The organism is Anabaena sphaerica FACHB-251, assembly GCF_014696825.1.
Taxonomy (GTDB): domain Bacteria; phylum Cyanobacteriota; class Cyanobacteriia; order Cyanobacteriales; family Nostocaceae; genus RDYJ01.
Genome location: NZ_JACJQU010000011.1, coordinates 76,913 through 101,000, shown reverse-complemented (window position 1 = coordinate 101,000; position 24,088 = coordinate 76,913). Strand labels below are relative to the sequence as shown.

The 24,088-nt window shown below is 37.6% G+C and carries 23 protein-coding genes and 3 tRNA genes; 16 read left to right on the top strand and 10 right to left on the bottom strand.

Annotated features, from left to right (window positions below):
• The first annotated feature begins 167 nt into the window (after positions 1-167).
• The 4 genes from H6G06_RS17785 (at position 168) to H6G06_RS17770 (ending at position 3,988) form a co-directional block, all read left to right on the top strand.
• Entirely contained in the window at positions 168-1,265 is a 1,098-nt protein-coding gene (locus tag H6G06_RS17785) for a tocopherol cyclase family protein (RefSeq protein ID WP_190562502.1), read from the top strand.
• 34 nt (positions 1,266-1,299) lie between these two features.
• Positions 1,300-1,373: transfer RNA gene (locus H6G06_RS17780), tRNA-Arg, on the top strand.
• 346 nt (positions 1,374-1,719) lie between these two features.
• Positions 1,720-2,250 carry a YdcF family protein gene (locus H6G06_RS17775; protein ID WP_190562598.1) on the top strand — a complete coding sequence of 177 codons (531 nt, stop codon included), beginning with the start codon at positions 1,720-1,722 and terminating at the stop codon, positions 2,248-2,250.
• 541 nt (positions 2,251-2,791) lie between these two features.
• A complete protein-coding gene (locus H6G06_RS17770; protein ID WP_190562500.1) occupies positions 2,792-3,988 on the top strand; it encodes a response regulator in 1,197 nt (398 codons plus the stop codon).
• Between the two features lie 44 nt (positions 3,989-4,032).
• Here H6G06_RS17770 and H6G06_RS17765 read toward each other — a convergent pair whose 3' ends face one another.
• Positions 4,033-4,806, bottom strand: coding sequence for a class II glutamine amidotransferase (locus H6G06_RS17765; RefSeq protein ID WP_190562498.1), 774 nt, complete (start codon positions 4,804-4,806; stop codon positions 4,033-4,035).
• A 209-nt stretch (positions 4,807-5,015) separates the two neighbouring features.
• Between H6G06_RS17765 and msrB the strand changes: the two genes are divergently transcribed.
• Positions 5,016-5,510, top strand: coding sequence for a peptide-methionine (R)-S-oxide reductase MsrB (gene msrB, locus H6G06_RS17760; RefSeq protein ID WP_190562496.1), 495 nt, complete (start codon positions 5,016-5,018; stop codon positions 5,508-5,510).
• A 108-nt stretch (positions 5,511-5,618) separates the two neighbouring features.
• Here msrB and H6G06_RS17755 read toward each other — a convergent pair whose 3' ends face one another.
• The 6 genes from H6G06_RS17755 to H6G06_RS17730 form a co-directional block, all read right to left on the bottom strand.
• A complete protein-coding gene (locus H6G06_RS17755; RefSeq protein ID WP_190562493.1) occupies positions 5,619-5,990 on the bottom strand; it encodes a hypothetical protein in 372 nt (123 codons plus the stop codon).
• Positions 5,983-6,984 carry an LLM class flavin-dependent oxidoreductase gene (locus H6G06_RS17750; RefSeq protein WP_190562492.1) on the bottom strand — a complete coding sequence of 334 codons (1,002 nt, stop codon included), beginning with the start codon at positions 6,982-6,984 and terminating at the stop codon, positions 5,983-5,985. The genes H6G06_RS17755 and H6G06_RS17750 overlap by 8 nt, the downstream gene beginning before the upstream one ends.
• A 25-nt stretch (positions 6,985-7,009) precedes the next feature.
• Positions 7,010-7,387 (bottom strand): hypothetical protein, encoded by a 378-nt coding sequence (locus tag H6G06_RS17745; RefSeq protein WP_242039752.1) that lies wholly within the window; start codon positions 7,385-7,387, stop codon positions 7,010-7,012.
• A gap of 262 nt (positions 7,388-7,649) precedes the next feature.
• Positions 7,650-7,961 (bottom strand): hypothetical protein, encoded by a 312-nt coding sequence (locus H6G06_RS17740; protein ID WP_190562490.1) that lies wholly within the window; start codon positions 7,959-7,961, stop codon positions 7,650-7,652.
• Positions 7,962-7,963: 2 nt separating this feature from the next.
• Positions 7,964-8,227, bottom strand: coding sequence for a hypothetical protein (locus tag H6G06_RS17735; protein ID WP_190562488.1), 264 nt, complete (start codon positions 8,225-8,227; stop codon positions 7,964-7,966).
• Positions 8,228-8,263: 36 nt separating this feature from the next.
• Entirely contained in the window at positions 8,264-8,692 is a 429-nt protein-coding gene (locus H6G06_RS17730; RefSeq protein ID WP_190562486.1) for a hypothetical protein, read from the bottom strand.
• A 1,277-nt stretch (positions 8,693-9,969) separates the two neighbouring features.
• Here H6G06_RS17730 and cysK point away from each other — a divergent pair.
• The 7 genes from cysK to H6G06_RS17695 all read left to right on the top strand — a co-directional run bounded on the left by cysK (position 9,970) and on the right by H6G06_RS17695 (position 15,170).
• The gene (gene cysK, locus H6G06_RS17725; protein ID WP_190562484.1) at positions 9,970-10,911 is read left to right on the top strand and encodes a cysteine synthase A; all 942 of its coding nucleotides are present in this window, start codon (positions 9,970-9,972) and stop codon (positions 10,909-10,911) included.
• Positions 10,912-11,150: 239 nt separating this feature from the next.
• Positions 11,151-11,513, top strand: a complete 363-nt coding sequence (locus H6G06_RS17720) for a transposase (protein WP_190562482.1) — start codon at positions 11,151-11,153, stop codon at positions 11,511-11,513.
• Between the two features lie 14 nt (positions 11,514-11,527).
• A complete protein-coding gene (locus H6G06_RS17715; RefSeq protein WP_190562480.1) occupies positions 11,528-11,935 on the top strand; it encodes a ChuX/HutX family heme-like substrate-binding protein in 408 nt (135 codons plus the stop codon).
• A gap of 89 nt (positions 11,936-12,024) precedes the next feature.
• On the top strand, positions 12,025-12,810 hold the full coding sequence (locus tag H6G06_RS17710; protein WP_190562594.1) for a DUF6816 family protein: 786 nt from the start codon (positions 12,025-12,027) through the stop codon (positions 12,808-12,810).
• 181 nt (positions 12,811-12,991) lie between these two features.
• The gene (locus H6G06_RS17705) at positions 12,992-14,812 is read left to right on the top strand and encodes an ABC transporter ATP-binding protein (protein ID WP_190562478.1); all 1,821 of its coding nucleotides are present in this window, start codon (positions 12,992-12,994) and stop codon (positions 14,810-14,812) included.
• A 111-nt stretch (positions 14,813-14,923) separates the two neighbouring features.
• Positions 14,924-15,009 (top strand) — tRNA-Tyr (locus tag H6G06_RS17700).
• A gap of 89 nt (positions 15,010-15,098) precedes the next feature.
• Positions 15,099-15,170: transfer RNA gene (locus H6G06_RS17695), tRNA-Thr, on the top strand.
• Positions 15,171-16,600: 1,430 nt separating this feature from the next.
• On the opposite strand, the gene H6G06_RS17690 is transcribed toward H6G06_RS17695, so the two are convergent.
• Together H6G06_RS17690 and H6G06_RS17685 are read right to left on the bottom strand one after the other, a co-directional pair.
• Complete coding sequence (locus H6G06_RS17690) at positions 16,601-19,012, bottom strand: VapE domain-containing protein (RefSeq protein WP_190562476.1); 2,412 nt, start codon at positions 19,010-19,012, stop codon at positions 16,601-16,603.
• A gap of 340 nt (positions 19,013-19,352) precedes the next feature.
• The gene (locus H6G06_RS17685) at positions 19,353-19,685 is read right to left on the bottom strand and encodes a hypothetical protein (RefSeq protein WP_190562474.1); all 333 of its coding nucleotides are present in this window, start codon (positions 19,683-19,685) and stop codon (positions 19,353-19,355) included.
• Between the two features lie 299 nt (positions 19,686-19,984).
• On the opposite strand from H6G06_RS17685, the gene H6G06_RS17680 reads away from it, so the two are divergent.
• Positions 19,985-20,188 carry a helix-turn-helix domain-containing protein gene (locus tag H6G06_RS17680; RefSeq protein ID WP_190562472.1) on the top strand — a complete coding sequence of 68 codons (204 nt, stop codon included), beginning with the start codon at positions 19,985-19,987 and terminating at the stop codon, positions 20,186-20,188.
• 204 nt (positions 20,189-20,392) lie between these two features.
• Here H6G06_RS17680 and H6G06_RS17675 read toward each other — a convergent pair whose 3' ends face one another.
• Positions 20,393-21,595 (bottom strand): tyrosine-type recombinase/integrase, encoded by a 1,203-nt coding sequence (locus H6G06_RS17675; RefSeq protein WP_190562470.1) that lies wholly within the window; start codon positions 21,593-21,595, stop codon positions 20,393-20,395.
• 358 nt (positions 21,596-21,953) lie between these two features.
• On the opposite strand from H6G06_RS17675, the gene H6G06_RS17670 reads away from it, so the two are divergent.
• From H6G06_RS17670 to H6G06_RS17665, 3 genes are read left to right on the top strand one after another with little or no spacing between them, the layout of a single operon-like run.
• Positions 21,954-23,228 carry a type I restriction-modification system subunit M gene (locus H6G06_RS17670; protein WP_242039751.1) on the top strand — a complete coding sequence of 425 codons (1,275 nt, stop codon included), beginning with the start codon at positions 21,954-21,956 and terminating at the stop codon, positions 23,226-23,228.
• Entirely contained in the window at positions 23,225-23,575 is a 351-nt protein-coding gene (locus H6G06_RS27505; RefSeq protein WP_242039750.1) for a hypothetical protein, read from the top strand. The genes H6G06_RS17670 and H6G06_RS27505 overlap by 4 nt, the downstream gene beginning before the upstream one ends.
• Complete coding sequence (locus H6G06_RS17665) at positions 23,572-24,057, top strand: restriction endonuclease subunit S (protein ID WP_190562468.1); 486 nt, start codon at positions 23,572-23,574, stop codon at positions 24,055-24,057. Before H6G06_RS27505 ends, H6G06_RS17665 begins: the two co-directional genes overlap by 4 nt.
• The last annotated feature ends 31 nt before the right edge of the window (positions 24,058-24,088 follow it).

The window sequence follows — 24,088 nt, the reverse complement described above, 5'->3', positions numbered from 1 at the left end:
TATTAATATGTATAATATTAAAACTAAAGCTTTCAAGATGACCAATATTAGAGGATATCTTCAAAATATCCGGCGAATATAATGTTGAAATTTGAGACATAGTAGTTATTAGCGATCGCCTGTGGCACAATCGCACATATTCAAAAATAGGCAACAAATAAAAATATATGGTTATTCTTCCCAAAAACTTCCTAGACTCAACCCAAACACCCCACAGCGGCTACCATTGGGACGGTACAAGTCGCCGCTTCTTTGAAGGTTGGTATTATCGCGTTACACTGCCTGAAATTGGGCAAACCTTCGCTTTTATGTATTCCATCGAAGATCCCATCGGTAGTAAACCTTACAGCGGTGGTGCTGCCCAAGTTCTTGGACCAGATGACGAATATCTCTGTCGGACATTTCCCGATGTCAGCAAATTTTGGGCTAGTCGAGATGTCTTAGCTTTAGGACACTGGGGAAAAACCAACTTACAAGTATCACCCCTCTATCTCCTCCCCCGTGAATTTGCACATCATATTCAAGAAGGTTATCAAGCCACAGCCACCTTAAATCAAGGCATCATTACCGATCCTGCTACTGGTAATTATTGCCGTTGGCAGTATGAAATTAAACCTGTTTATGCTTGGGGTCATCAAAATAGTCTTCAGCAATCAACCGCTGGCTGGATATCATTTTTACAGATTTTTGAACCGGGATGGCAAATTTTAATGGCTCACGGTTTGGCCACTGGCTGGATAGAGTGGAATGGGAAAATTTACGAATTCACAAACGCCCCAGCCTACGGGGAAAAAAATTGGGGCGGTGCGTTTCCCCAAAAATGGTTTTGGCTAAATTGTAATTCTTTTGACAACAAACCCGACTTAGCTTTAACTGCTGGTGGGGGAAAGCGTGGTGTATTATGGTGGATGGAATCTGTAGCCATGATTGGTATCCATTACCAAGGCAAGTTTTATGAATTCGTTCCCTGGAACTCACAAGTAAACTGGAAGATTCAGCCTTGGGGTAGATGGCAAATGCAAGCCAGAAATTCTCATTATGAGGTAGAATTAACAGGAATTACCGATTTACCAGGTACACCCCTACGCGCACCAACAAGCAATGGTTTAGCAATCTGTTGTTGGGATACCATGCAAGGTAAACTAGATTTGGAATTGCGACAATTAAATGGCAGCAAATCCAAAATTATTCTCAAAGCACAGAGCAATCTTTGTGGTTTAGAAGTTGGTGGTGGTAGTTGGGAGAATAGTTGGCAATCTGACTAAAACTACTGCTATCATTATATATGGTACTTAATTTGGGGCTGTAGCTCAGTTGGATAGAGCGGTCGCCTCCTAAGCGACAGGTCGTGCGTTCAAGTCGCACCAGTCCCGTATTTTACTTCAATTTCCGATATTCTTGTCCGCAATTGGAGATTCTCACCTGCTCGAAAATTTAAACGGTTTAGTCTTGAGGCTGCACAATTGATCAATAAATGGGGTCTTTACCCCTATAATATATTGTCTGATATAAGTTAGGATAGTGCATCGAAGATAGCAACCACAGTTACACCGTGGCTGAACCCTTTTGTTTATAAATAAAAATTCACCAAATCCTTATTTGGGTTTATTTCGCTTAAATTTTTTAGTCTACATAATTTTTAGATAAAATTCTAATGTTCGCAAACACACTTAGACAGCCTTGAAAAAGCTATTGTTTAAAGGTAAATCTTTGCGGGTTATGTCTTTTATCCTACCTCTGTTAGTTTGGTGGGGATATAAAGAAGTACAAATCCGATTTGTACATCCACAAGCCGTGTTAGTTTTGGGCGGTTCTACTAAACGTCTAGAAAGAGAGAAGTTTACAGCAGATTTTGCCAAAAAGCATCCAAATATACCAATATGGATTACTGGAGGCAGTCCACCTAGCTATACTAAAGAGGTATTTGCTAAAGCTGGAGTTGATTCGCGGCGTTTATATTTAGATTATGAAGCCGTAGATACAGTTACTAATTTTACTACATTAGTAGATGATTTACAAGCAAAGGGCATCAAAAGTGTTTATTTGATTACTTCCGATTTTCATATGCGCCGTGCTTGTGTGATTGGTGAGATTGTTTTGGGCAGTCGGGGGATTGAGTTCAAAGCAGTATCTGTTCCCTCAACAACAGCACCGGAACCTATCGAAAAAGCTATCCGCGATGGAGCTAGAGCCATAATATGGGTAGCAACTGGTTATACAGGGGCGGATAAAGTTAAAAATCAACGCTAAACTCAGTCAATTGGGAGTTAGGTATTATTAATGGTGAATTTTCTTCTATATACCTCTAATTTGCGGTTTGATTTTGCTTATGACTGCCGATGAGAGTTGAATTAACAATTGTGCTTATGTGATATTAATCACATAAAATTAGTTCAGAGATCGTATTTTAGCTTGTTTATTTGCTCTAATATACCTATTATCACATTAGGTTAATTGATATTTAAAGCAAAAGTTCCGAGTTTATACGGAGGGATTTATATTAACAAAACTTAATATCTATGTAATAATTGTAAATGAAATTCCATCGGGCTATCCCAAATCGCCAAAAAACCTAATTTACTCATAATGGATTAAAAAGGTTGAACAAATTTCTTTCAAGCTCAGATAAAGCAGTTATAAATTTTCTGGTTTATCACCATAACTTGTGGAGAAATTACTCATAAAGCAACTTACTAAGAGTATGGAATTTAACCTTCGACGGTCTTACTAGGTATACACATCGGTATTGAATTCATCAAAATTACATCGCTTAAATCTGGGTAAAAAAAGTATGGATAACTATCAAGTCATGGAATCAAATAAACTTATTAAGGAATTTAATATTTCTACCCAATTCAAATACACTGGGCAGTTAAAGGTAAAGAATTCTCAAGGAAAAACTTGGAAAATTTATTATCAAATTGGAAAGATTGTTTGGGCAACAGGAGGCACACATCCCTATCGTCGTTGGCTGAGAAATATAGCTCAACATTGTCCACAAATAGATCTTAATAATATCCAGCATTATGCTGAAGATATATTGGTGGACTATTGGGATTATCTATTGTTAGAGAATTTATTTGCAACTCAGAAAATTAGACAGCAACAAATTAATAATATTGTTGAAAGTACAATCACTGAGGTTTTATTTGATCTAGCTCAACAGACGAATTCATCATCTTTGAGTTTTGAACGAAATCAAGAAATGATCTTGAAATCACCTCTCATTTCCACAAATGGGAATATGTTTCTCAAACAAATGCAAGAATGTTGGCATAAGTGGTTAGAAGCAGGATTAGCGGATATTTGTCCTTATTTAGCCCCAGTGTTGCAGAAACCAGAGCAACTCAAGCAGCAGGTAAGTCCATTGGTATACACAAATTTTCAGAGATTAATTAATGGCAAATATACCCTCTGGGAATTAGCAGTGAAGATGAAGCAGAGTGTTTTATCCGTCGCTCGTTCATTGCTTCCTTATATCCAGCAAGGAATTGTGAATTTAATAGAATTACCTGATGCACCGTTACCGACAAATAAGGTTAGTAAAATCCATCAGGTTACAGAAGAAAATAGAACAAATTCTCCACTTGTTGCCTGTTTGGATGATAGCCCCCAAGTTTGTAAAATGCTAGAGCGAATTATTACCTCTCATGGGATGAGATTTATTGGTATTCAACATCCTTTACAAGCTTTACCAACTCTAATTGAGAAAAAACCAGACTTGATTTTTCTGGATTTGATGATGCCAGTTGTCAATGGTTATGAGGTCTGTAATCAATTACGACGCATTTCTTTTTTTGCCAAGACACCAGTGGTAATATTAACTTCTAGTGATGGTGTGTTTGATAGAGTCCGTTCCAAGGTATTCGGTGCAACAGAATTTATCACCAAACCTGTAGAGACTGATAAAGTCATCGAGATAGTGGATAAATATTTACAGCCTGCATTGACAGTTGACAATCTATCTAATTTGGCATTTTCTTATTAAAGATGCTCTAGATTCTCTGGATTCGCTGGATTGTTGGGAATAAATTACTCAAAGTTGATTGGTAAACCATCCTGAAATACTAGTATTTCTCCTGGTTGGATAGGTGTCCAAAATTCATTATCTGTCAAGGGAGTAGTAGCAATGACAGCAACGCGATCGCTGGGTGTAGTTAATTCACTAAAATCTACAGTCATCTCTTCATCAATCAGGTGTGCGGCTGCAAAGGGTGCTTGCCGGATAATGTAACAGAGTTTGGTGGAGCAATGGGTAAAGAAATGTTCTCCGTCAGATAGCAAATAGTTAAAAATACCTAAAGAACCTAATTCCGCCGTGATTTCCCTCAAGACAGGGTAAAGTAAGCGTAAAGGCGGTTTACCTTTAGGAAAGTTATTTCGCAAAGTGTTGAGAATCAAACAAAATGCTTTTTCGCTATCTGTGTCACCCACAGGTTGAAAAATGCCATGATTTTCAGGATGGAAGTCTGGTAAATTACCATTATGGGCAAATACCCAATACCTACCCCAAAGTTCGCGACGGAAAGGATGACAGTTTTCCAGGGCAATTTTACCTTGGGTAGCTTTACGGATATGAGCAATGACGTGGGTAGAATGGATGGGATAGCGTCGAACCAACTCAGCTAGGGGAGAATCGATGGAGGGTTTGGCATCTAAAAAAAGCCGGCATCCTTTACCTTCAAAAAAAGCAATCCCCCAACCATCGCTATGATCATCGGTTTTTCCTCCCCTAGCTGAAAAACCTTCAAAGGAAAAGCAAATATCCGTTGGTACATTGCAGTTCATTCCTAGCAGTTGACACATCACTCTGAATTTTCAATCGATGTTTCTCCATCAACATACTTCAGAATGGCTTAATTGTGCTGATGCGATCGCTGCAATCTGAAAATTTAGCCTTGTGATCTAATTTTAATCAGTTTATCAGGGTTTTCTCAGAGCGATCGCTGATGATATGTAAATCCTCAACTGGAGTTACTTGGCTAGGAAGGAAAAAAATAGCAAATAATAGATATATGGACAAACGCCATTTTTTACAGATTAGTGCCGTATTAGTTGGCACAGCCTTTTTTTCACGTTATCTCAATGGGAGTTCAGAAACTATGGCAGCTGCGGATACTAAATTTGAAGTTACCAAACCAGAAGAAGAATGGAAATCGATTTTAACACCGGAACAGTTTCAGGTTTTGCGGAAACATGGCACAGAACGCGCTCACACCAGTCCCCTGGATAAAATTTATGACCCAGGTACGTTTGTATGTGCTGGGTGTGGACAACCTTTGTTTACTTCAGAAACCAAGTTTAACAGTGGTACTGGCTGGCCAAGCTTTTTTAAACCTATTGATGGTGCGATCGCTACTACTGTAGATCGTTCTTTTTTCATGACCAGAACTGAAGTTCATTGTAGCCGTTGTGGTGGACATTTAGGCCATGTATTTAATGATGGTCCTAAACCGACAGGCTTGCGTTACTGTATGAACGGTGTGTCATTGCAGTTTGAACCAGCGTAAATTTAGGTGACAGGTGACAGGTGACAGTAAGAAGAGAATAGGTAACAGGTAACAGGTAATATTTATTTTTTATCCTGCCTTCTGCCTCCTGCCTCCTGCCTCCTTCTGCTATAACCAATCTCGATAAGCAGAGATTTCATGTACGCCAATTTCAAAGGGCATTCCTTTACCAAAAGGCGGATAAACTCGAATTCTTGCGTTTGTGGTAAATCGTTCTAACCTATTACCTAATTGGGGAATGTTGCTGACTATATGCCAGTAAGATACTATGTCAGGAGCGTCAATAATCAACATTAGGGTACTACCATTCCTGGTGATGTACCAATGACAGTTAGATAACAGGACTTGGGTAATGCGATCGCAGGCATAATAAAAGCATCTCCCAAGAGACTGCTCTAATTCCATCTGTAGCATTCCATCCTGTTTTGTCACCTCTACAGGCGGTAAATCATCAGGAGGAAGCAACGGAAGTTTAGACATAATTTCGCACCTCTTGATTGTAACGCTGCAAACTCTCAATATTTTTTTGCAGAGATAAAGATGAGGGTTTGAGTGCTATTGTGCCGAGATTTAATTCGTCCTGGAATTTTTTGATTTTGTCGCGACAGGTTTGGACATCCCCAATAATCGAATTCTCAAGCAAATAATCTTCTTCAAAACAGATATTTGTTTGATCATAAGGTTTCTGGGGATGCGGACTATTCTGCATTACTTGAGTCGAGTTAGCTATCATTTTCTGGCTAAATTTACGGATGAAAGGTAAGGCTTCATTCACGGCTTCATCATAAGTTTTAGCCACAAAAAAGAACCGCGCTAACAGGAATTTATCTGCACCACTGTCATTTATTTGCCGATATTTGCTGACAGTATTTTTCAATCTTGTCAGGGAAAAAGGTGGCCCTCCCATCAAGCCGAAGGAGTTGTCAGCAGCATATCTAATAGCATCATCATCACCACTAGCGATATATACAGGAATGGGTTTTTGTAGTGGTTGGGGATAAACTGTTAAGTCGGCGCATTGATAGAATTGCCCATTAAATGATACATCAGTTTCATATAAAAGCTTTTGAATCAATGCGATCGCTTCCAGCATCCTGACACGAGATTCTTGCATCAAAACGCCAAAATGCTGATTTTGTTCAGGAAAAGGACCACCTTTAGCTATCCCAAAAGCCAATCTACCACTACAAAGATTATCCAAAGTCGCAATATCTTCCGCTACCCGAATTGGGTTGTGAAACGGCAACAATACCGCCCCCGTTCCTAAGCGAATAGTGGAAGTAACACCCGCCAAATGTGCCACTAACAGCAACATTGACGGGCTAAGATTGGATTGACTAAAATGATGCTCACTTATCCAGGCTTCTTCAAAACCTAAGTTTTCCGCCTGTTTCACCAGTAAAACTTGTTCAAAGATGGCGCGACGGGCATCTTGGTGATGATTTTCGTAATTGCAGAAAAGTCCTGTTTTCATTTTTGGCTATTTTTTAGGCTACCACTTAGGCTGCCACTAAATGCAACTCCAACCATAAGCGCGGTTCAGAATGCCTGAGCTTGGAAAGCGGGTCGCGCAACAATCGCTTGGCATTTATACAAACTACTTGAATAAGTCCCATATTGGCTGCCACTTCCCTCAATATTTCTTTTTGTGCTTGCACATAGGGCATTATTTCGTCAGAACAATAAACCCCTATATATTGAAAGCGTTTAGCAGGTCGTCCCCAAAAGGAGGTAATAACTTTCACATGGCACTTTGCCAATATTTCCCCAGTTTTAGGATAATAATGGGTGACAATCCTTGTGAATTCTTGAGCTAGGATATCTTCAGCAATCATTTGACTGATATTTCTGTAGCGTCCATAACTACTATTTAGCATAACATAATTTTGTCACTTAAACCTGACAAATCGCCAATTTAAGTTAAATAAATTATTAAGTTTTTAGGAGTCAGAAGTCAGAAGAATTTTAGATTTTAGATTTTAGATTTCTTAATTTCCTGTTCCCTGTTAAGAGTTCCCTGTTCCCTTGTTTACGAATTATAAAAAGGGGTGTACTCTGATGAAGTATCACCCCTAGATAATGACCATATATAATGAATTCAAAATCTTTGAACTAGCACAAATAAATTTTGAACTTTACTTATCGGGAATTGCGTTCAGCAACTAAAACATCAGCGATGATATCTGGTAAATTTTTTAAATCCAGATATCCCTCAGAACCAGAGATAGGGGAGATAAATGTATAGTTGGGGTCACAGGCTCCTGTATCATAAACTTGAATAAACCACTTATCAGGAAAACCTTCAACACCCAATTCTACAATGTACCAATACTCCCCCGTTAACCGAGAGTTAAAGATAGTAAACCAATCTCTGTAATCTTCCGAGATGTTCCAGTCTGCTAATAGGAACTCTAAGGCTATTTTTCCAGCATCAGTTGAAGTCAATAGCATTATTACTCCTGAGTTGCAACCTCATTAGAAACTTCAGGATATAAACCCAGTTGTTTAGCTAACTCCCGCGCTATAAAAAATAAAAACTGAGCGCCATCTTGATTGCCTTCATGAGCAAACATAGTAGCAACTTGTAGCATTGTATGAACAAAACCGGAATCAATTAATTCTGGTTGAGATTCCAAAACTTCCGGTTCTTGACCATTAGGACATCTGAGCAATTCATCAATCAAATTAAAATACTGAGTCTGGCGTTCTTCTGACATGGTAATTTAGTTTATGGTGAATAAGAAAACTGAAAATTATTGCTCGATGCTCTGCTGCCAAAGCTTTTCTAACATTTCAACTTGCGCCTTGAAAACAGCAGCACGATACACAAGATACCTATCGTAACCAATAATCCCAAAGCCGATACAAATAGGTATAGTCAAAACCAACCATTGCAAAATTGTCGCGATTTTATATTGTTCGACTAAAATTTGCATCTGGACAAAAAAATTATGTTGAGATAATTTTTGGTTAGCTGGAGACTGAAGAGTAGTTATACTCTGTGGCTGAAGAGATAAAGAGTCAGAACCTTTATTAATCTTGGTGAGTTCACAAGATAAATTCTGTGTCCTAACTAACTCTATATGTCGTCCCCAAATTAAATTAAAGACTATTATTCCCGGAGAAAGCACAGCTAAAGCAACCAAACCAACTGTCAGCACATTTAAAATTTTTAATTTCATCTTCGCTCTCCCTTGCTAGGTTACAATCACCCAGTAAGAAAATGTATTTTATGGCTTATTGCTGCACCTTTTTTTGCTTTTTCTCAAACAGCTATTAAATTTTAGATTTGATTTGGTAAATTTAGATTCTAAATACAAATTTGGTAGATGATATCTAATATTTTCAAATTTTCTGTGAATCTAAAACTTTAAATCTAAAATTGTCAGGTTTATGAGTTACAACTGTATGTGCAAACTACTCATAAATTATTACTAAGCAATTGAAAATTAAAAATCCCAAATATACTCCTCCAAATACACTCCATTTAGTAATTAGTAATACTGACAGGATTAAACGGCTTGTGAATTGAGATTACCATTGAATTAGGGTTAAGAAGTCCCCCCTAGTTCTCCAGACTTGCATCTAGGAATTTCGGGGGGTAGAGGGGAATCTCTGCGTAAATCCTATATCGTTTATATCAGCCACCTCTACACAACACAGTTTACCCCACCGCAATTGAAATTATTAAAATCATTAAAATAGCACTCAAAGCCTGTAAGACTTATCTGGTAAGAATTATAAAAATTATTTGGGGTAGAGGTGCTAGTGTTTTTGGTGGGGGGTACTAGCATTTATCAGGTGGGGTGCGGGGATTTTTGTACTCAACCTAAACGCTTTATGGGCTAAAGCTTGAGGATATTTGAATCTGATTATTGAGGAGAAAACTTGTACTCAAATAACAGTATATCATGACAAAGTGGAACTGAATTAAAAATAAATCAAAAAAATAAAAAAAGCAATTAAAATTTGTTCAATATATTTTTTTATCTTGATAAATTCAAAAGTCAGGATATCTCGTTCCCAATCTCCGCCTGGGAATGTCATCACCGAGGCTCTGCCTCTACTTTCAAAGAGAAGTAGTCGAAAATGATATAGCGTTTCCCAGTCTAAGAGGTTGTTTGAAAAGTATTAGATGAAACCAATAATCTTCAGCAACCTAACCCCCCTTCCCTACGAGGGAATGGGGGTTTCAAAGCCTCTCCCCGCGTCGGGGAGAGGTTTGGAGAGGGGTTTATTTATACATTCAAAACTTTTAAAACATCCTCTAATGAAGCACACACCCATTTATTTCCTGTTCCCTAAAACTAAAAAACTTTGTACCTCACGAGCGTGGGAACTGCTATATTTAGTGATATTTATTTAACCAAATGTTACTCAGCTACCAAACAAATAACTAAAAACCTAGTATGATCAATAAAGGCTTAGAATGATTATTTATAATTTTAGGAGTTAATAAATGCGAATTGCTAAAGACGTAACAGAACTTATTGGTAGAACTCCTTTAGTTCAGCTAAACAAAATTCCTCAAGCTGAGGGAGTAGTAGCCAGAATAGTTGTCAAACTAGAAGGCATGAATCCAGCAGCTTCTGTTAAAGACCGCATTGGTTTAAGTATGGTACTTTCAGCAGAAGCAGAGGGTTTAATTACACCAGGAAAAACTATTTTAGTTGAGCCGACTTCAGGAAATACTGGTATAGGTTTAGCAATGGTAGCAGCTGCACGAGGTTACAAATTAATATTAACCATGCCAGAAACCATGAGCCAAGAAAGACGGGCAATGTTGAGGGCTTATGGTGCTAATTTAGAACTAACACCTGGTGTTGAAGGAATGCGGGGAGCAATTAATAAAGCAGAGGAAATAGTAGCAAATACTGCCAATGCTTTTATATTGCAACAATTCCGCAACCCAGCTAACCCGAAAATTCACAGAGAAACCACCGCTGAAGAAATTTGGACGGATACAGATGGGGAAGTTGATATATTAATTGCTGGGGTAGGTACTGGGGGAACTATTACCGGAGTAGGGGAAGTTATTAAACAGCGAAAACCGAGTTTTCAAGTTATTGCTGTAGAACCTAGTAACAGTCCTGTGCTTTCTGGTGGGAAACCTGGTTCTCATAAAATTCAAGGTATTGGTGCTGGTTTTATTCCCGATGTTTTGCGTCAAGATTTAATTGATGAAGTGGTTCAAGTTAATGACACAGCAGCAATGGAATATGGACGCAGATTAGCAACAGAAGAAGGTTTATTATCAGGTATATCTTCTGGTGCGGCTTTGTGTGCAGCTATTGTAGTGGGTAAACGTCCAGAAAATGCAGGTAAGTTAATTGTCATGATTCAACCTTCCTTTGGGGAACGTTATTTGAGTACGGCTATGTTTCAAGAATTGATGAGTTAAATATTCTGTAAGTTGGGGAGCCATCGCCGTGGACGGTTTCCCCGGCTTGTGGCCAATGACCTTTGATGCAAGGAAACCCAACAAAATAATTTTTTAAAGATCCGCGAAATTCCCCATCCCTCTACCGGGTGGGGATGGACACAGGGTAAGAACGAAATATCCTTTCAAGGATAGTTGAGTTTTTAGCAATTTTTAGGTATTGTTTCATAGTAGTTGATCAATCAAGGAGGTGATAAACATTGGCATTACGTAGAGCAACATTTAGGCTTTATCCAACCAAGAAAATAAATGAAATACTTTACTATCACCGCAGACTCCACAAGGATCTGTATAATGCCGCTGTTTATCACCGCAAAACCCAATATCAAAAGTTTGGCAAATCAGTCAAATATCTAGATCAACAAAATTGTTTACCCGCATTCAAGGAGCAGTGGACAGAATATACAAATATCAATTCTCAAGCATTACAAGCAACTCTAAAACGAGTTGACTTTGGATTCAATAGATTTTTCACAGGTTTAGCAAAATATCCCAAACTAAAATCAATTAGACATTATTCTAGTTGGACATATCCTTTATTAATTTCTCATCCTTTTTGGTAATTTACATTAGGCGTATGAATACAACATTGAAAGATTTTTTGGAAGCTTGTGAAAATTTAGGAACTGTGCGTTTGATTGTCACTAGCAGCGCGGCTGTATTAGAAGCACGCGGAAAAATAGAAAAACTATTTTACGCAGAATTACTTAAAGGTAAATATGCGAATCTGCATACAGAAGGATTTGAATTTCACTTGAATATGGATAAAATTACTCAGGTGAAATTTGAAACAGGTGAAGCTAAAAGAGGTAATTTTAAAACCTACGCTATCCGGTTTTTAGATGAAAAACAGGAAGCTGCTTTAAGCATATTTTTACAATGGGGTAAACCCGGAGAATATGAACCAGGACAAGTAGAAAATTGGCTGGCTTTACGGGAGAACTATGGTGAAATTTGGCAACCTTTACCTATTGAAACTTTGTAATTTTCAAAGCTAAAAATCCCCAATTTATTCAATAAATAAGGAGGGGAACTTTAGTTTTGTTATTAATTTATTATTTATCTGGTTTTGTTATGTTGGTGAAATTAATTTTAAGTAGTTACTTAATGCTTTTATTTCTACTCACAAACGGAGACGCACAAGCAGGTGAATTAGCAGAAAGATTAGCCAATTTTCCTCACTGGGAAAAATTAACATCAGTCAAACCCGCAGAGGGAGATTTAGTTTACCCTGACTGGATGGCTGGAACTTGGCAAGTTACTAGTACCTTGGTAGATTTAGCCGCACCTTTAGCACCAGATATTATCACCCCTGGATTTGAAGGAAATCGCAGTCAATTAAATCAGCCTGTGAGTTTTTTAGTGAGATTTGTGAAAGTTAAACCGCAGATTTTTGGGATAAAAACTCTTCCTAAAATAGATAATCAATCAGGAATATTAGTAGCTGATAGAGTATTTAATAGCTTGAATTTATCCAAAGCTTATTTAGGTGATAAAGCTGTATTAGCAGTTAAAGTAGATCCAGAATCTCCTAATCGTCAAATTACCCTTTTTCGCGGTGAACGTCAATTAGTTTCTCTCGTCACTGCACGCACAACAGAAAATACACCTAATCAGTTCATCACCACAGAAGTTTTTCAACAATATTTTAAAGGTGGTTCTCGTGCCTATTTCAATACGGTAGAATCTACAACAGCTTATCATCTATTTTCTCGAGCAAACCCAAAAATTGAAGCAGATCAAGTTACTGCTGTTTACCTTTCTCCCCAAGATCCCGATTATTTTACCGCAGGTTCTCGGCCTGTCGCGCTTTATCGTTATCGGTTAGAATTTGTTCCCTCAGTACAGTCAAATCAGTAAGTCAAGATAATTCAACATAAAACGCTCAGGACATAGATAGATCACCGACTTCTTTAAGAAGCCGGATATCTGGGTATTACTCTTCAAGAAGGATTTTATTGTTTCACCCTTGACAGCATTGTATTATATATGTAGCATAAATATTCCCGGCTAACAGTTATGCTTTGGGATGGTGTGCATCATGGCGAATTTTCGAGATATTGTCAATTATTTTCGTCCCTATTGGAAGCTGAGTATTTTTAGTATTACTGCGTCCAGTCTTTACGAAATTATTGATTTAGTTGTACCTTATGCGATTGGACAAATTTTAAATGTTTTATCTAACCAACCTTTAGACAAACCAGTACAAGGAGTAATTGTCACTTTTTCCAACATAACAAATTACCCAGTTAATCAAACTCTATCTTTATTAGTATTACTGGGCTTAATCTTCCTTGTCACCGTAGTTAGAGCGCCAACACAACCTTGGTTAACCACTTGGTTTCACTGGGATATAGCCTTAAGAGCGCGTCGAGATAAAAGCCAAACAGCCATAGAAAAAATTCTCACTCTTCCACTGGAATTTTATGATGAAAATAATCCTGGACGCATCGCCGGCAGAGTAGCGAGAGGAATTTTTAACCATACTTGGGGTTATCCAGAAATTGCTGGACAATTTATTCCTAAACTCATGCGTGTGGTGGGAATATTTGTATTTATAGCCTTTATTGAATGGCGAATTTCTTTGTTATTTCTGATTTCCTTTATATTGATTCTCAGTTTTAGCTTGAAGCAATTACAGAAGCTAGTTCGGTGCGAAATTATGATAGATAAACACATGGAAAATACAGAAAGCCGCACTTCAGAAATTGTCACCAACATCAAAACAGTTAAAGCCTATGCAACGGAATATAGGGAACTAGAACGACAAAAGCAACGTTTAGAACGGGAGCTAAATGTAGTTGATTATCGGCTACACAAAGGTTATATCAAACTTTTTACTTGGCAAAAAACTGTAATTCAGTTTTGCGTGTTTATGATTCTCGGTTTAACTCTAGTCGCTACAGTCAATGGCAAAATTTCTCTAGGTCATTTTGTGATGACTTTAACTCTTTCTAGTATGGCGTATTCTGAGTTAGAACCTATCAGCCATTTAGCCGAATCTTTTGCTCGTCGCTATTCTGCTTTGATCAGATTTCACGAATTTCTACAAACACCATCAGGAGTAGATTCAGAAGGATTGTTAACAGAGGTAAATCAAACAGAATCACCATATCAATTTACCGGGAAAATTGAATTTTCTCAAATCAGTTTTGGCTATGATAGCAATCGTCAAGTTTTGCAAGAGATCAATTTGTTAATTGAAGCATATCAAACGGTAGCATTGGTAGGAAAATCGGGTTCTGGGAAGTCTACTTTAGTCAAATTGCTATTGCGTTACTTTGAATCGCAAACAGGGCAAATTTTAATGGATGGGAAAGATATTCGCACCTTAGATGTCGGTAAATATAGGCGAAGATTAGCAATCGTTCACCAAGAAGTAGACGTTTTCAACGGTACTATTTTGGATAACCTCAAATATGCTAGACCAAATGCGACCTTTGAGCAGGTGCAAGAAGCCTGTAGAATTGCCAGCGTTGATGAAGTAGTTCAGCATCTACCCCAAGGTTATTACACCGTAGTTGGGGAACGTGGTGTGAGGTTATCAGGAGGACAAAGACAGCGTTTAGGAATTGCTAGAGCGTTGCTAGTAGAACCAGATGTGCTTATTTTTGACGAAGCTACTTCTAGTCTAGATTACGAGTCTGAGCGTGCCATTCAAGTGGCTATGCGCTCAATTCAGGGAACTCGCACCACAATTATTATCGCTCATCGTCTCAGTACCGTTAGAGAAGCAGATAAAATCGTAGTTCTCGATCAGGGAAAAATTGCCGAAGTCGGTAGCCACGCTGAATTATTGCGTCAAGAAGGCATTTACCACCGCTTACACTCCCTGCAAGAAACAGGAGAACTCATTGGTTAATTTCCTGAAACCCTTTTGATGTAAACCTTATAGGTGTTTTTGAAAAAATATTTTTCCAACCCCTTGCCAAACCTAAAAACTGCTGCTAATATAGGAAAAGTGGAACAGAGCGGGTCGGTGTCCGAGTGGTTAATGGAGACGGACTGTAAATCCGTTGGTTTGCGCCTACGCTGGTTCAAATCCAGCCCGGCCCACCACTTCTAGAGATGTGAGTTACAATAGCTGAGTGTCGAGAGAAAATTCTCAGCTTTGTACCTTGCTAACTCTAATTGTAATTTTCAGTTTTGCCCGTGTGGCTCAGTGGTAGAGCACACCCTTGGTAAGGGTGAGGTCACGAGTTCAATCCTCGTCACGGGCTTTTTAGTTAAAGTATTACCCTGTATGAGTTCTGGTGTTTCAAAGGGAAAATAGAACTAGCCTTATATTTGATTAACCAGTAAATTCTACCACTTTTCTACCAGTACAAGATTTTTCTAGGGCAATTTATAAGATTTTAGTCCTCACTATTAATAAGTAAGCACTTACTCACGAATAGTTTGCTATAAATTCTAAAACTATTGCTGTGTATAGGTTTCAGGTGTTTTGATTTTGTTACAAAGGGTACGAATTACTTTCTTATCCCTTAAAACCCTTACTACACAAGGCTTTTGGCTACTTACTGATTTACACATAAGTTTTACTTTTGCGATTGCATCTGTATTTTGAGATTTTACTTATCAGTCACTCACCCCAAAAATACTTTATATATATCTTTGAGAATGTAATACAAATCGTAATAGAAAATGTATTACAAAATGTATAAGGATTTTAGAGAAGGCTGAAAAGCTTGTTTTCTCGTTGGTAGGTTTTATGGGGTATGTATCTTTGGAAATCTAATACGATTTGTAATACAAAATGTAATAGGATTTGTAATAGGATTCAGAACACATAATAATTCCACCTTAGTAAACACCAAAGCGGGTTTTATTTTTGTTTGGTTACTGGTGTTTTAGCCTTTTGTTTAGTGCTAGTAGCTCTTGAGCGTATCCAGCATTCTCAAATCCCAGAATAAAACTATCTACATCCGTACCAAGACATCCGATTGGCGGTACTCTACACTGTTCATTCGGCTTACCCTTGTTGATATGATGTGCTACCATATCACGGATTTTTGCAAACAAAAAATACACTATGCAAAGTATTACCGCTGTTACTGCAAATAGCACTATGCGTCTTGTTCCTCCCACGGGAAGGAAGATTATTAATGCTCCCCATGTAAATACTATTAACCCAATAAAAGCAAAAAATATCGCATATAACTTGATTGACGTAAGTCTACAATCTATCCATTTCCTACATTCGTTGCATATAAGAAAGCTCACAACAGATACACCATAAATTCGTGCATCACGTTTCATGCTAGTTTTATGTTGAACGTGCATTGTGTAATCCATATCTGTCTTATTGCGTCCACAACAACAGCATTTGTTTGGGATAGTAAGACTAGGATTTGACGGGAATTGGATTTTATACATAAAGCATTACTTGTCTGTACCCACATAGAACAAATCCTACCTTACATCTAGTTAGGGTAGGATTTTATTTTTTTTGCATGGGCTTGAGATTGCTTATCAGTTACCCGTTGAAACGGCTGGAATCAGATGCCAAAAGTAGCGTCTTTCTCACAACAATTTTTTAATACCTTAAAGTATTAAAATAATGTTTTCTACAAGGCGCTGCTAAAGGCAGAAAATTCCAGCCGTTTCAACCAGGTAGGGTAAGCATGATTACTTACCCGTTTATTTTGAGCTAGAGTACCATCTGTTGTTGTCTTTCGACTAATCGCACATCCTTATAGCTAACAGGCTCTGTAGTTACTTTCTCTGGTTTCTTTTTAGCAGTCCCTTCTTTCAAGCGAATCAGCTTCACCCCATAACCGGGGCATACTTCACCTACTTCAAACTTCGCACCTTTGATAAGTGGGGATGTGAGGTTATCAGATGTTATTTCTACCCAGTCCCCTGCGTCTGGGTTGCGTCCAACTTCTGTCATGCCATTGGGTAGAGAAGTCTTTGGCGATAGGTTTGGTAACACATTAGAAAAAGTTTCAGTTTCAGCGGTAACAGCGGTAACAGATGGCTGTAACCCTTGTCCCGTAGGTGTTACCGTAGGTGTTACCGTGGCGTTACCATGAACATCTGACGGTAACGTTTTTGGTGTATCTGTTACCGTTGGTTGGGTTACGGTAACGGGTCGGTAACACAACGGTAACGCTTGTCCTGTATGGCTTTCGGCATCTGTTACCGTCGTTACCGTCAAATCCTCAACTTTTTTTAATTTCCACACAGAGGTGGTTTTCCCGTTTCTGCGTACTTTATGACCGCTTGTGTACCCCAATCTAGTCAAAGCATCAGATATTGGTTTCCAGTCACCTGGTTTTAATGCTTTACCATCTGATTCAGGGTACAGGTAAGTATATATCTCAGGCATGGTTACATATTCCTCAGAGTCTTTAACCCAGCCTATTACCCGACAAGCATCTTCTACTGCATCGAACAATGGGTCAAAACTGGTATATTTTTCATTGTTAGCAGCACTAGCTATTTGCTCATCTTCTGATAACTCATAAGAGTATCCAGATTCAAATAGATTGTATGCACAAGCCCAAATCAAATCACGATATTCAAGTAATGATTGAAAATTGATTTTTCCTGGTATAGCTACAACCCAAAAACGAGTATGACCTGTAGGGTCTAAAAGGATATCTTGCTTGTTTGTAGATGCAACTAAAATTGAGCTTCTTTGTAGCGTAACTGTTGTTCTACCATAGGGTAATACAACTTTATCAAATGGGTCACTAATTACAGCTTTAAGGTTAGCTACATCTGTTTTTCTGTATACCTTATCGAATTCAGCTATCTCGTTAATCCATGCTGAATGCAAAGACATTAAATCATGCTTATCGGTAGTGCCTTTGTAGGAACTATTAAAGAATTTATCACCAGCTAACTCTCTCCAAAAGCTAGATTTACCCGCGTCTTGTTTACCATAAAATACACATACCCGTTTAAAGAAACAACCAGGTCTAAATACTCTATTGACAGCAGCTACCAAGGTTTTAGAGATAAAGGTTAGCTCTAGTTCATCCGTTACACCTGTTATCTCACTAAGCATTCTGTGAAGTTCAGACAATGCTGTTTTTGTATCTAGACTTGTGGCTTTATCCTTAACAGAATTTAGGTACTCAATAACTGGATGGTATGCCTTGTTTCTAGCAAGCTTTATCAAATACTTGACAGCATACGAATCAGATACCTCTATCTTAGTTTCTTCACTAATGTCAATGAATGCGGTATCAAGATAGTATTCTTTACCATCTTTTTCTATATCATTAGTCATCTCATTTAGTCTGATACGATTGCCGTAATATTCAGATAGTTCAGCAACTATATCTGCGTGAGTTTTTTTCTTGCTGTCAGATGATTGTTTTCTAGTTTTTGCTTTATCCCCAAACTTATCAATGTATTCATCTAGGGTGTATGCTTTCTCAAGTATTGCCCTAAATGCTTCTATGCCATTTTTGGAAATATAATCATCCATGCCTTTGCCTTGTTCGGGTTGCCACAATCCAGTTATTAATTTAACTGTACATCCCATCGTGGCTAGATGTGAACCTAATTGGATTGATGCTTTATGTACATTTGAATTGGTAATAGAATCAGCATCATAACCTATGATGAAATTTCTTAGTCCAGAGTCATACACAGCTTGCAGTGTTGGGACTAACTTTTTATTGCCGTTATCATCATTAGTCAATCCCATCCAGATGCCAGGAACGGAGATTGTATATATATCCTCACTACAGCCTTTGATAGCTTTCTTCACCCCTTCTGTGATTAAAGCGAAGTCATTTATTGAATTTTCACCAGTAATTAATCCATCTGAAAACTTTTCGTCATAGCGTTGACCGTCGGGACAGTATGGAATAAAAGCGTCTGGCTTGCTGCCAAATTTAGACTTATATCTAAGCGTCTTACCTTTAGCATCTGGCTTAGGGTCATCGAATCTTAACTGAGGGTTGTTGCCTTTGTGTCCTATCAACCATGCTTTTTCCTTCTCATCCCTAATCGCGTTAGCCTCTATCCATTCGACAGGGATATCCCATTCACGAGAAGCGCCGATTGCTGTGGTGATGTCGTTGCCATCTATTGTTAATGCCATGATTGATTTCCTATCGTTTTTCTATTGGGTGGATAGGAAACAGCGGGTTTAGTATGATAAGATTAGTCCATCCTATTAGGATTTGTATTACAATTCGTAATAGGATTTGTAATAGAACTGGCATAAAACACCAGCTACTATTAATCTCAAAAGATGATTGGTAAAAGGTTTGCTCTGTGATAAGATACCACTTAGTAACCATTACAAATCATTTAAATGTACCGCTGTTTCCTGTAGCGTCTGGTTCAAAAACAAACTTGGCGGGATGGTTTGAACTTGACAACTTAAAGATTAGAATATCACGCTATCACTTCAGACGGCGTGATATTTGCTTTTATGGCTATTCTTCCTCACTACTTGCATAAATACCCTTGATATCAATTCCCAAGCCATCAATACGTTCTCTGATTGACGCTGCAAGCTTTCTTGCTTGTTCGTAGCGCGGTGATGTTTTCTTGGCTTCACAAGTTGCTTCCCACTGGGTAATCTCCATATCTAGCTCAATCAAGAAAGCGTACAAATCATCAAGTTTTCCAGCAATAGGTACAGGAATCCATTTTTGTACCGTATCAGCACCATATTTTTTACTTCTACCGCCACCGGGGTTACGCTTTCCGGCTTTAGGTATTCCTCTAGGCATGGTTTGAGATCCAAATAATGCTTTTATGATCACCGCAACATCCTGGTTATTGAGTAGAGATCATCAAATCGCTCAAATGTCCTCTGTGCCTTGGTTATCTTATTTATATCACATTATTAAGAAGGAAGTAAAGAGTACGGGCGAACTATTTTATTATTGTTGTGACGAAATAAGATGTATAAGGATTAATGCCATCTGCTATCTTCTCAGGATAATTAGTGGATACAAAAATCCTGATGAAGAGGATACTTGTTGTGTGCGATGGTATCCGGTTTGAAGCGAAACTATAAATACAGTGGTCTATTACAAGATCACCCCCATACATGAGAAAAATGCTAAAAATCACTATTCATCTCAAATCATTGAGAGAAGCAAAAGGACATACACAGAGAAGCATATCTAGATTGTTAGATATGACTGAGGATAATTACGCTAGATATGAGCAAGGGAAGATTAAGGTTATACCCTTGGATTTTCTGGATCAATTATGTGAAGTGCTTGAGTGTGAAGTGTCTGATATCTTGCGACGGGAATAATCCTAAAATGTTTTATAAAAATATCCCTCTTAGTCCTGTGGCTAAGAGGGTTTTTAGATTGTAATACGATTTTGTATAACAAATCGTATAACAAATTGTTATACAATTGCCCTAAGCAAGAGAGATATAACAACAAAAAAGCTCTAGCCAGAACTTAATCTAACTAGGCTTGGTTGTGTAAAATACTCTTTGTTTTATGATACGTTAAAACTCCGGTAACTCAATGTCATCATTACTAGCAAGGTAATACTTCATGATTGTCTCAGGACTGTTACCAACAATAGTAGCAATAGTTTTGATGTCTACTCCATCTCTCAACATCCACGTGATAAAACTATGCCTCAAATCATAAAATGTTAATTCCTTGGATATCAGCTTTTGAGTGAACAGTTTATTTACTATTGGATTCCAGTATCTGTTATGAAAATTATGTTGGTCGATATATGTACCCTCATAACTAGGGAATACCAAATTATTATCATTAGGTGTTTCTGGCAATAATCCCAAGAATTCTATCATCTGTTTATTACAAGGAAAGATTCTAGCATCTACACCATTTTTAGTACCCTGTAAAAGTTGCCCGCTAGAATATCGCTTGTTAAAAATGATTGATACTTTCTCATTCCCGAACTTAATATCATTCCAAGTGAGTGCTATTGCTTCACTAGGTCTACATCCTGTTCTGATTCTGAACTCTACATATCCAGAATAAAAAGCACTTGAATAAGCTGATTTATCTTTATCAAATCTTCCATCCTTGAAAGCCTCTAGTATTGTTTTTGCTTCATTCTTGGAGTATATTTGTATGCTTCTGGAATCAACTTCTAGTATTGATAGCAGTGTTGAGAATGGATTACCAGATTTTAACTTACCTAACTTGATAGATAGATTTACAGCAGTTCTGATAGTGCTTAACGGTGTGTGAATATATCCATCACTGTATTTACTCCTTAGCCATGCTAAAAGCCTATCTGCGTTAGATATCACTAAACATTCGCTAGGGCATTCACTCAACCATCTATCTACAGGTATCCATCTATTGTTGTATGTACTTTTAGGTGGTTCTGGTTTTAGTGCTTTGTATGATTCCCATATCTCCATTAGGTTAGGTTCAGATGGTAGTGTGATTATTTCTGTAAGTTTAGGGGTGCTTTCCTTTGCTAACCCATATTTGACCAAGGTATTATCAAAGTTACCTCTGTAATAGTCTGACTCTATTTCCTTGCATATCGCTGTAGTTGCTTCTAAGCCATCCAAGGTAGAAGCATGAGTGTATTTACAAAAACTGATATCACGCTTTCTACATCTAATTCTCAACCTAGATTTATCAACTTCTATTTTAAGGATGTCTAATTTCTGGTTAGCACGTTCTAATGCTTTTTGTAGCTTACTGTCCTGTAATTGCATCTCTTGCACCTACTGAGATAAATGCAAGAATACTTCTATACCTTTTTTCTACCAGTAGCCTACAGGATGATTTTCGCTACAAATGCCCTCTACAAATCACCAATTACCATCAATTCACTTTGGTAAGGGTGAGGTCACGAGTTCAATCCTCGTCACGGGCTTTTTAAAATGACGAAAAATCAATAATTCTAGCGACTTGCATAAGTTGGCTGTACTCTACCAGTATCTCATTAGATATGGGAAGTTGCATAACAGGACTAGTTAATTTCAGTAACCAGAATAAGAATTATATGTAATCAGGTATTTTTAGGTACAGATAGCCGTATAATTCATAAGGTTTTATTATGACTGTTCCTCCATGCCAGCCAACACAACAGAATTAGAAAAACGTTTATGGGATGCTGCTGATGAACTTAGGGCAAATTCTAAACTAAAATCATCAGAGTATTCTGTACCAGTATTAGGTTTAATCTTTCTCCGTTATGCTGACTGGAAGTTTACCCAAGCGGAGAAGGAATTAAAAAGCCAGGGAAGCGGTAGAAGAGGAATTTCTAAAACCGATTTTCAGGCTAAGGGTGTAATGTACTTACCTGAAGAAGCACGTTTTTCTAAATTACTAGAATTACCAGAAAGTGAAAACTTCGGTAAAGCTATTAACCAAGCAATGAAGGCGATAGAAAATGAAAATACAGATTTAGATGGAGCTTTATCTAAAAATTATAACAAACTTGATAACGAGTTATTAATAGAATTACTGAAAAAGTTTAATAAAATTGATTTTGGTGAAGATTTAGAAGGAGATGCTTTCGGCAAGATTTACGAATACTTCCTTGGTAAATTTGCCATGAGTGAAGGACAGAAAGGCGGAGAGTTCTTTACACCTACTTCTATAGTTAAATTAATTGTAGAAATACTAGAACCCTATCACGGGCGGATATATGACCCTGCTTGTGGTTCTGGTGGTATGTTTGCCCAAAGTGCAAAGTTTATAGAAAGACATAAGAAAAAACCTAATGAAGAGATTAGTATTTATGGTCAAGAGAAAGTAGGAGAAACTGTTAATTTATGTCAGATGAACTTAGCAGTACATGGACTTTCAGGAGATATTAAACAGGGTAATACTTATTATGAAATTAACCACGATAATATAGATATTATAGGTTTCTTTGATTTTGTGATGGCTAATCCACCATTTAACGTTGATAAGGTGGATAAGGAGAAAATGCAGGGTGATATCCGGTTTCAAGAATTAGGATTACCCAAAATAGATAATGCTAATTATATCTGGATTAATTTATTTTATAGTGCTTTAAATGAAACCGGGAGAGCAGGGTTTGTGATGGCTAACTCTGCTAGTGATGCTAGAGGTTCAGAGTTAGAAATTAGGAAGAAATTAATCCAGTTAGGTGTAGTTGATGTTATGGTCGCTATTGGTTCTAACTTCTTCTACACTGTGACTTTACCCTGTACTTTATGGTTTTTTGATAAGGGTAAATGTAGAGACGTTCCGGTGGAACGTCTCCATAATCGCAAGAATAAAGTATTATTTATTGATGCTAGACATATTTATACACAGATAGAGCGCATCGAGAATTTACACCAGAACAGATTGAATTTATTGCTAATATTGTGAGGTTATATAGAGGGGAAGCGGTAGAAAATAATCATCAAGTAGGGATAATTCATGAACAGGTAGGGAGAATTCATGAATTCTCCCTACAAGAGAAATTCCCAGAGGGTAAATATATTGATGTTGCTGGTTTGTGTAAGGTAGCAACTATTAATGAGATAGAAGCACAGGGTTGGAGTTTAAACCCTGGTCGTTATGTGGGGGTTGCTGAGAAGGAAGTGGAAGATTTTGATTTTGCGGAAAGGTTGGAGGAGTTAAATGAGGAATTGGAAGTTTTGAATGTGGAAGCGCGGGAGTTAGAAGAAAGAATTGCGGAAAGTGTTGCTTTGTTATTGGAGAAGACACTATGAGAAATAAAAGTGTCGCTTGGGAAAGTGTAAATTTAGGAAGTATGGCAGAATTTAGAAATGGAATTAACTATACAAAAGATAATTTTGGTAAGGGAATTAAAGTGATCAACGTTAAAGATTTTAAAAACGACAATATTGCTTCATTTAATAGCTTGGATGAAGTTGAGCCTACAGGAATAATTAAAGAACAAGACCTACTTCAAAAAAATGACATTATTTTTGTGAGGTCAAATGGAAACAGAGAATTAATTGGTAGAAGCCTATTTATTGCCGATATTAAGGAACAAGTAGCACATTCTGCCTTTACAATAAAGCTTAGGTTTAAATCAAAAAAAGTAGTCCCAAGGTTTTATGCTTATTTATTTCGTTCATCTTTGATGCGACAAACTTTGTCTGCACAAGGAAATGGAACAAATATTTCTAATTTAAACCAAGGTATACTTTCTAATTTAGAAGTTCCCTTACCTCCAATTGCTACCTAAAAGAAAATATGCTCTATTCTATCAGCCTACG

Bases quoted from the DNA above. Each gene is read 5' to 3' on its own strand.
- H6G06_RS17785 (WP_190562502.1), top strand. From the start codon at position 168: ATGGTTATTCTTCCCAAAAACTTCCTAGACTCAACCCAAACACCCCAC.
- H6G06_RS17775 (WP_190562598.1), top strand. From the start codon at position 1,720: ATGTCTTTTATCCTACCTCTGTTAGTTTGGTGGGGATATAAAGAAGTA.
- H6G06_RS17770 (WP_190562500.1), top strand. From the start codon at position 2,792: ATGGATAACTATCAAGTCATGGAATCAAATAAACTTATTAAGGAATTT.
- H6G06_RS17765 (WP_190562498.1), bottom strand. From the start codon at position 4,806: ATGTGTCAACTGCTAGGAATGAACTGCAATGTACCAACGGATATTTGC.
- msrB (WP_190562496.1), top strand. From the start codon at position 5,016: ATGGACAAACGCCATTTTTTACAGATTAGTGCCGTATTAGTTGGCACA.
- H6G06_RS17755 (WP_190562493.1), bottom strand. From the start codon at position 5,990: ATGTCTAAACTTCCGTTGCTTCCTCCTGATGATTTACCGCCTGTAGAG.
- H6G06_RS17750 (WP_190562492.1), bottom strand. From the start codon at position 6,984: ATGAAAACAGGACTTTTCTGCAATTACGAAAATCATCACCAAGATGCC.
- H6G06_RS17745 (WP_242039752.1), bottom strand. From the start codon at position 7,387: ATGCTAAATAGTAGTTATGGACGCTACAGAAATATCAGTCAAATGATT.
- H6G06_RS17740 (WP_190562490.1), bottom strand. From the start codon at position 7,961: ATGCTATTGACTTCAACTGATGCTGGAAAAATAGCCTTAGAGTTCCTA.
- H6G06_RS17735 (WP_190562488.1), bottom strand. From the start codon at position 8,227: ATGTCAGAAGAACGCCAGACTCAGTATTTTAATTTGATTGATGAATTG.
- H6G06_RS17730 (WP_190562486.1), bottom strand. From the start codon at position 8,692: ATGAAATTAAAAATTTTAAATGTGCTGACAGTTGGTTTGGTTGCTTTA.
- cysK (WP_190562484.1), top strand. From the start codon at position 9,970: ATGCGAATTGCTAAAGACGTAACAGAACTTATTGGTAGAACTCCTTTA.
- H6G06_RS17715 (WP_190562480.1), top strand. From the start codon at position 11,528: ATGAATACAACATTGAAAGATTTTTTGGAAGCTTGTGAAAATTTAGGA.
- H6G06_RS17710 (WP_190562594.1), top strand. From the start codon at position 12,025: ATGTTGGTGAAATTAATTTTAAGTAGTTACTTAATGCTTTTATTTCTA.
- H6G06_RS17705 (WP_190562478.1), top strand. From the start codon at position 12,992: ATGGCGAATTTTCGAGATATTGTCAATTATTTTCGTCCCTATTGGAAG.
- H6G06_RS17690 (WP_190562476.1), bottom strand. From the start codon at position 19,012: ATGGCATTAACAATAGATGGCAACGACATCACCACAGCAATCGGCGCT.
- H6G06_RS17680 (WP_190562472.1), top strand. From the start codon at position 19,985: ATGCTAAAAATCACTATTCATCTCAAATCATTGAGAGAAGCAAAAGGA.
- H6G06_RS17675 (WP_190562470.1), bottom strand. From the start codon at position 21,595: ATGCAATTACAGGACAGTAAGCTACAAAAAGCATTAGAACGTGCTAAC.
- H6G06_RS17670 (WP_242039751.1), top strand. From the start codon at position 21,954: ATGCCAGCCAACACAACAGAATTAGAAAAACGTTTATGGGATGCTGCT.
- H6G06_RS17665 (WP_190562468.1), top strand. From the start codon at position 23,572: ATGAGAAATAAAAGTGTCGCTTGGGAAAGTGTAAATTTAGGAAGTATG.